The 6,305-nt window shown below is 48.7% G+C and carries 9 protein-coding genes; 3 read left to right on the top strand and 6 right to left on the bottom strand.

Going from position 1 to position 6,305, the window contains the following annotated elements; all coding sequences use genetic code 11:
- Nucleotides 1-35 precede the first annotated feature (35 nt).
- Complete coding sequence (locus HP398_RS27955; RefSeq protein ID WP_017246883.1) at nt 36-446, bottom strand: DoxX family protein; 411 nt, start codon at nt 444-446, stop codon at nt 36-38.
- A gap of 199 nt (nt 447-645) precedes the next feature.
- On the opposite strand from HP398_RS27955, the gene HP398_RS27950 reads away from it, so the two are divergent.
- Nucleotides 646-993, top strand: a complete 348-nt coding sequence (locus HP398_RS27950) for a winged helix-turn-helix transcriptional regulator (RefSeq protein ID WP_017246884.1) — start codon at nt 646-648, stop codon at nt 991-993.
- Nucleotides 994-1,087: 94 nt separating this feature from the next.
- Here the strand turns inward: HP398_RS27950 and HP398_RS27945 are convergent, their stop codons facing one another.
- Nucleotides 1,088-1,444, bottom strand: a complete 357-nt coding sequence (locus tag HP398_RS27945; RefSeq protein WP_026042917.1) for a helix-turn-helix domain-containing protein — start codon at nt 1,442-1,444, stop codon at nt 1,088-1,090.
- Between the two features lie 166 nt (nt 1,445-1,610).
- Between HP398_RS27945 and HP398_RS27940 the strand changes: the two genes are divergently transcribed.
- On the top strand, nt 1,611-1,823 hold the full coding sequence (locus HP398_RS27940) for a helix-turn-helix domain-containing protein (RefSeq protein WP_017246886.1): 213 nt from the start codon (nt 1,611-1,613) through the stop codon (nt 1,821-1,823).
- 22 nt (nt 1,824-1,845) lie between these two features.
- The gene (locus tag HP398_RS27935) at nt 1,846-2,097 is read left to right on the top strand and encodes a hypothetical protein (protein WP_173624248.1); all 252 of its coding nucleotides are present in this window, start codon (nt 1,846-1,848) and stop codon (nt 2,095-2,097) included.
- Nucleotides 2,098-2,115: 18 nt separating this feature from the next.
- On the opposite strand, the gene nagE is transcribed toward HP398_RS27935, so the two are convergent.
- The 4 genes from nagE to HP398_RS27915 form a co-directional block, all read right to left on the bottom strand.
- Nucleotides 2,116-3,555, bottom strand: coding sequence for an N-acetylglucosamine-specific PTS transporter subunit IIBC (gene nagE, locus HP398_RS27930; protein ID WP_173624247.1), 1,440 nt, complete (start codon nt 3,553-3,555; stop codon nt 2,116-2,118).
- A gap of 152 nt (nt 3,556-3,707) precedes the next feature.
- The gene (ptsP, locus tag HP398_RS27925) at nt 3,708-5,420 is read right to left on the bottom strand and encodes a phosphoenolpyruvate--protein phosphotransferase (protein ID WP_173624246.1); all 1,713 of its coding nucleotides are present in this window, start codon (nt 5,418-5,420) and stop codon (nt 3,708-3,710) included.
- Between the two features lie 31 nt (nt 5,421-5,451).
- Nucleotides 5,452-5,718, bottom strand: a complete 267-nt coding sequence (locus HP398_RS27920; protein WP_012683821.1) for an HPr family phosphocarrier protein — start codon at nt 5,716-5,718, stop codon at nt 5,452-5,454.
- Nucleotides 5,719-5,748: 30 nt separating this feature from the next.
- Nucleotides 5,749-6,246: a PTS sugar transporter subunit IIA gene (locus HP398_RS27915; protein WP_017246890.1), complete on the bottom strand. Its 498-nt coding sequence runs from the start codon at nt 6,244-6,246 to the stop codon at nt 5,749-5,751.
- Nucleotides 6,247-6,305: the final 59 nt, after the last annotated feature.

Below are 6,305 nucleotides of genomic sequence, written 5' to 3'. Positions count from 1 at the left end.
CCTTCAGACTGGCTTTTATACATGTAACAATGGAATTACTCAACCGAGCTTTTTCCAAACAGAATAGTGTCCAGTGCGAACTTGGAGCTGCCGCTGATGCCAAGAGCAACCAACATCGCAAGCAAGGCCAGATCCAATTCATAACCAGCTCCACCTTCACCGCCCAAGAAGCCAGCAGCGAGCTTGGCTGTAAAGATGGCACCAATCATAACAACAGACAAAGCACCTGCGAACACGCGAGTACCCAGACCCAGAATCAAGGCGATACCACCGACTACCTCCAAGAAGGCTACGAGATAAGCAATGAATGCAGGAAGTCCCATGGTTCCGAAGAAACCAGCGACATTCTCCAGCCCCATTTGGAATTTAGCCACTCCATGAATGGCAAAAGTAAGACCAGCAATCACACGTAGAATAAGTGCGCTCCATTCAAAACGATTTGACATGTATGAATCCCTCCGATAAATTTAAATGTGTAACAAAGTTACTTTTCGTTAGTAAGTATACAATAATAATTTCTTAAGTCAAGTCATTCGATTAAAATCCCAACGGTTGGCAAGTGCAATTTTCAAGGTTGATTCGCATCATTGGTTTTGATGGATTGAACAAAGAGCGGTATACTGAAAGGAGAATGAGGTGATACCTATGAAAGAGTCTACCCTCTGTCCGAAGTTCGAAAAAGGTATGCAGTTGTTGGGAAAGCGATGGACAGGTCTAATCCTATACCAGTTGTTGTCGGGACCACAGCGATTTTGTGCATTGGAAGGGGCACTGCCAGTTAGCGGAAGGCTACTTTCTGAGCGTTTGAAGGATTTGGAGAAGGAAGGACTCGTGCATCGGCAGGTGTTTACTGATTCTGCACCTGTCCGCGTAGAGTATTCCTTAACGGAGATGGGGAAAGCTCTGACTCCAGTGCTCAAAGGGATTGAGACCTGGTCGCAGAGCTGGATCGAGTTGAATGCAGACGAAATGGCTAACGACAGCGAAGAATAACACAGCCTATATAAAAAAGCATCAGGTGAGTACGCTTGACGCTTGCCATGATGAAAACCCCTGGAGACAGGGGTTTTTCTGTTATCTGTCCATCTTACGAAGGATCTTCGTTCTTTTCTTGCAAAGCCTTCCACTTTAAAAATTCAATATGGCGCTTGACCTCAACCAGCTCGTCCTCTGACAGGCCATCGACATCTAAGAAGGTCGCCGGTGTTTCCCGGACAGAACCGCGTTGCCAGGTTGGTTCCTCCGTGCGCCCGTGGAGAAAATCGGTGGATACTTCAAATAAATCTGCGACTTTGGAAATCAGATGAAAATCGACGCCCTTCTTTTCGCCTGACTCGATCCGCGAAAGTACGGTATTATGTATGCCCAGCTTTTCAGCTAATTGAAGTTGAGACCATTGTTTTTGTTCGCGCAGCCATTTTATGCGTTGACCAATTATGGACATCGTGAGACCACCTTTATCGTTTTGGCAATTCCATTCTAACAATTTTCCAAAACGGAAAAAACAAGATTGCTAATATGACAAAATCTGTATTGACTTTGCTAAAATTGAAAGGATATGATGTAACTATAAATATTTGCCATTTTTGCAAATCAGGAGGGGATAACTGGTGGAACGACTCAACCTCCCGTTTATCGCGCAACGACGTAATGAGTGCAAGCTGACCTTGCAAGAGATGGCGGAAGCACTCGGGTTTCGAAATGCTTCGACATACTTGAAGTACGAGAAGGGAGAATATGACTTCAAGGCTAATCATTTGCCAGTGTTGGCTAAAAAACTACGATGTAACATGCTTGATCTTTTTATCCGAATGGTTTGCTGATTTAGCAAAAGGGGTGGGGGGCTTGAACGCTTGGGAGGCAAATAGAAGGCAGCTGGAAATATGGAGAAAAACCGTCGCTTACGAAATTGAAATGATGGCGCCACAGAGTATGCCGGCTTGCGAGGGATTTCTCGAGCGCTTGTTACTATTTGAAAAGGAGTTGGAAAACAACGCGGGATGCCCATATCGTACGACACATGGTGGGAATGATGCCGGGTCGCGTCCGTTACCCGTTCAGGAAACAGAAAAAAGCCCGGTACGGACTTCACCGTGACCGGGCATTCGTTGTATTTTATAGCTTGCTGATCTCTTCTTTTAGCAGCTCCGAATGGGTTCCGAAGACGACTTGCACGCTTCCTTGACCCAGTCGCATAACACCTGCTGCACCGAGGTCCTTCAAGGCTTTGTCGTTGACCTTCTTGTCATCCTTCAAGACGAGACGCAAACGAGTGATGCAAGCGTCTACGCTAACGACGTTTTCTTTTCCACCAATGTGAGTGAGCACTTGGATCGCTTTATCCTGCATCGAATTGTTCCTTCCTGTAGCTGTAACTGTCATTTCTTCGTCATCTTCTCGTCCTGGCGTCTTGAGGTTCAGCTTCACGATCAGGAAACGGAACAGGAAGTAGTAGACCACGGCGAATGCCAGACCAATCGGGATGATCATCCAAGCATTCGTAGAGAGGTGGTAGTTGATGCCGTAGTCGATCAGACCCGCTGAGAATCCAAAGCCGTGCTTGATACCCAGAGAGGTCACGATATACCCGGACACACCCGTCAATATCGCGTGAACAAAATACAGGAGTGGAGCAGCGAACATGAACGCAAATTCAACTACCTCGGTAATCCCGGTCAGGAACGAAGCGAGAGCTGCACCGATAAACATAGAAGCAACTACTTTGCGTTTTTCAGGACGCGCTGAGTGAATAATAGCGAAAGCCGCTCCAGGAAGTGCGAACATCATGATCGGATAGAAACCAGTCATAAACATTCCTGCTGATGGGTCTCCCGCAAAGAAACGATGCAAGTCGCCGTGTACGACTTTTCCTGTCGCATCGGTAAAGTCACCGATCTGGAACCAGGCAATCGCATTGAGTACGTGGTGCAGACCAAATGGAACGAGCAATCGGTTGAAGAATCCGAACAAGAAAGAACCTGTTGCGCCGAGACCTACGATCCAAGAGCCCAATGAGTCAAGGGCAATCTGGATGGGCCCCCAAATGATCCCGAAAATCAAACCGATGACAACCATGGAAAGAGAAGTGATGATCGGGACGAAGCGTTTTCCACCGAAGAAGCCTAGCCATTCTGGTAGCTTGATCGAATGGTAGCGGTTGTAGAAAAACGCTGCCATACCACCCGCCATAATACCGCCGATGACACCCATGTTCAGTTTTATATCATCCGCGATGAAAGGCAAGGCAGCAGGAACAGCTGCAAGTACTTTCGTTAATACGACGTAGGCGATGACAGCAGCCAAAGCAGCAACAGCATCTCCTGCCAATCCAATGGCAACACCGACAGCAAAGATTAAAGCCAGGTTGTCAAAAATGGCTGAACCACCAGCAGCCAAAAGCGGAGCGATGTAGGAGTCCATGAATGCACCAAAGGCGCCGAGATTGAGGTCCTTCTCGAATTTGAGAAGACCAAAGCTTTGCAAAATCGCTGCGGCTGGCAACGTTGCAACCGGGAGCATGAGGGCTCTCCCAATCTTTTGCAGAAAAGCGAGCATAGGATAAAACCTCCTTGGAATGAAATGAATTTATCAGGGAAGCCGCTCTCCGGATGAATGGCAAAATGATGAGGGCACAAGGAATAAGCCGGAGAGAGACCATTCTGATCGATATGTTGAAAGCGCTTACACTACTCAGGCGACAAAACCTTTTATAAGGCTTTGTCTTTCAGATAGTGAACAACCTCGTCTACAGTAGAGAGTGTAAGAACGTGTTTGGCCAGTTGCTTCGCTTCTTCTACGCTGGTGGAGCGGATACGTTCTTTGACTTTTGGCATCAACGAAGCGGCACCGCTGAACTCATCGAGTCCCAATCCGAGCAGGAGCTTGGTTGCCAACGGATCTCCCGCCATTTCTCCACACAGCCCAGTCCAAATGCCCGCCCGATGGGAAGCCTCGATGACTTGGGAAATCAATCGTAATACGGCCGGATGGTAGTAGCTGTACAGCTCGGCAATATTGGCATTCATCCGGTCTACGGCCAGCGTATATTGAACGAGATCATTCGTGCCGATGCTGAAAAAGTCTACCTCTTTCGCAAACGCATCTGCTTGCAGGCAAGCACCCGGAATCTCCATCATCATGCCTACTGCGATCTTCTCGTCAAAAGCGATTCCTTCTGCCCGAAGCTCTGCTTTCGCTTGCTCTAACAATCGTTTGGCTTCACGCAGCTGCTCCAGATGGGAAATCATCGGGAACATGATCAGCAGGCGACCAAATGCACTGGCACGCAAGAGAGCGCGTAATTGCACCAGGAACAATTCCGGTCTAGCTAATGAGATGCGCATGGCGCGGAAGCCAAGGAACGGGTTTTCCTCCTGTGGAAGCGCGAGTGCTGGCAAATGCTTGTCACCGCCAACATCTAAGGTGCGAATGATGACTGGCTTGTCGCCAAAAGCAGCGGCTACATGCTTATATGCAGCAAATTGTTCGGCCTCATCGGGAAGGGTGCTGCGATCCATGAACAAAAACTCGGAGCGGAACAACCCGATTCCTTCTACACCAGATGCGACCAGTGCATCCGATTCTTCAGGCACGGCCATGTTTGCCATCAGGTGAACGCGGTGGCCATCGGTTGTTTCGGCAGGCAGCTCCTTAATGGCTTCGTACATTTTGCGTTCCTTTTCTTCCTGCGCGGCTTTTTCCTGATAGGCAGCCAGTGTATCCGCATCAGGCGAAACAATCAGCTGTCCAGAAGTTCCATCGATGATCAGCAAACTTCCGGAGTCTACTTTTTCCATTAAGGTATCGCCTGCACCCATGACAGCGGGAATACCGAGAGAGCGTGCCAATATGGCTGCATGTGAGGTAGCGCCACCTTTGGCCGTGACAATTCCCCGTACATGCTGGAGTGGAAGCTGAAGCGTCTCGGATGGGGTGACGTCCCATGCAACCAGGATGAAAGGCTCTTCCGGGTAGGAGATGACGGTGTCACCGCCCGAAATATTTCGAATCAGACGGCGGCTCACATCACGAATATCATCCGCACGCTCTTTCATGTAGGCATCGTCCATACTCTCAAAGAGAGCAATGAATTGATCGGCTACTTGCGAGACGGCGGCAGATGCCGCCAGTTGTTGATTTTCGATGAGCGCACTCATCTCCCCGACAAATGCCGGGTCATCCAAAAAGGCGATATGAGCAGAGAGGATGGCCGCTTTTTCCGAGCCTAATTGTTCCTCTGTCTGTTCCTTTAGCTTTTCCAGTTGTTCGCGTGCTTGCTCTACGCTTTTGCTAAGTAGCCCTAGCTCCTGCGTCGTATCCACTGGAGTGGTGGACTCTGCCTGCGCGATGGCTGTTTCGTGTGTGAGGCGTAAAACAGGGGCAATCGAAATGCCAGCGGAAACTGGGATTCCTTTTAACATACATCCTTCACCTTCCTGTCCGTCGTTTACACTATATGTTTGACGAGGATTGCTCCAATAGCTGCTGAATCGCAGTGGCTACGTTTTGTTCATCCGCGCCGTCGATCTGAACGGTCAGGGTGTCGCCTTGGGAAACACCCAACGTCATGATGCCGAGAATGCTTTTGCCATCTGCGTGTTTTGTCCCTTTGCTCAGCGTAATTTTTGACTGAGATTGCGACGAACAATTCACGAGTAGAGCTGCTGGTCTCGCGTGGAGCCCACCCTCTACATTGACGGTTACTTCAAATTGAACCATGTTGTACCTCCTTCAACCATGCGCTTCGCTTTATTTTAAGACGACAGTCATCAGTGGCTCTTGACCTGCTTGCACAGTTGCTTTTGCCACCACATTTTTTTCAGCAACCCGATCACCGTTTGTAATAACGATCGGTGTTACAATCGGACAACCCGCCTCTTCCAGTACGCTCTTGTCGAATTGGATGAGCTTGTCGCCAGCTTTCACTTGATCGCCAACGGAGACAAATGGGGTAAAGCCTTTCCCGTTTAATTTCACGGTATCGATTCCAATATGCATCAATATCTCAAGACCACTTTCAGTCGACAGCCCGATAGCATGGTGAGTAGGGAAAAGATGCGTTACCTTTCCATCGACAGGGGAGACGAGAGTGTCTGCACTTGGCAAAATCGCTACTCCATCACCGACGACTTTTCCTGCGAATACAGGATCAGGAACTTCGGACAGGGGGAGTACGGTACCTGTTAAAGGTGCAAGAAAGGTTACCTCTTGTTGTTGTTTTTTTCGGGAAAAAAGACTGCGTAGCATAGTATCCTCCTTTTGCGTCTGAACCAAAAAAGGCATGAGACGGTTGAATTCATACGACG

It is taken from the genome of Brevibacillus sp. HB1.4B (assembly GCF_013284285.1).
Lineage (GTDB): Bacteria > Bacillota > Bacilli > Brevibacillales > Brevibacillaceae > Brevibacillus > Brevibacillus porteri.
The sequence above is the reverse complement of the archived record's forward strand: the minus strand, read 5'-3'. Positions and strand labels throughout refer to the sequence as shown.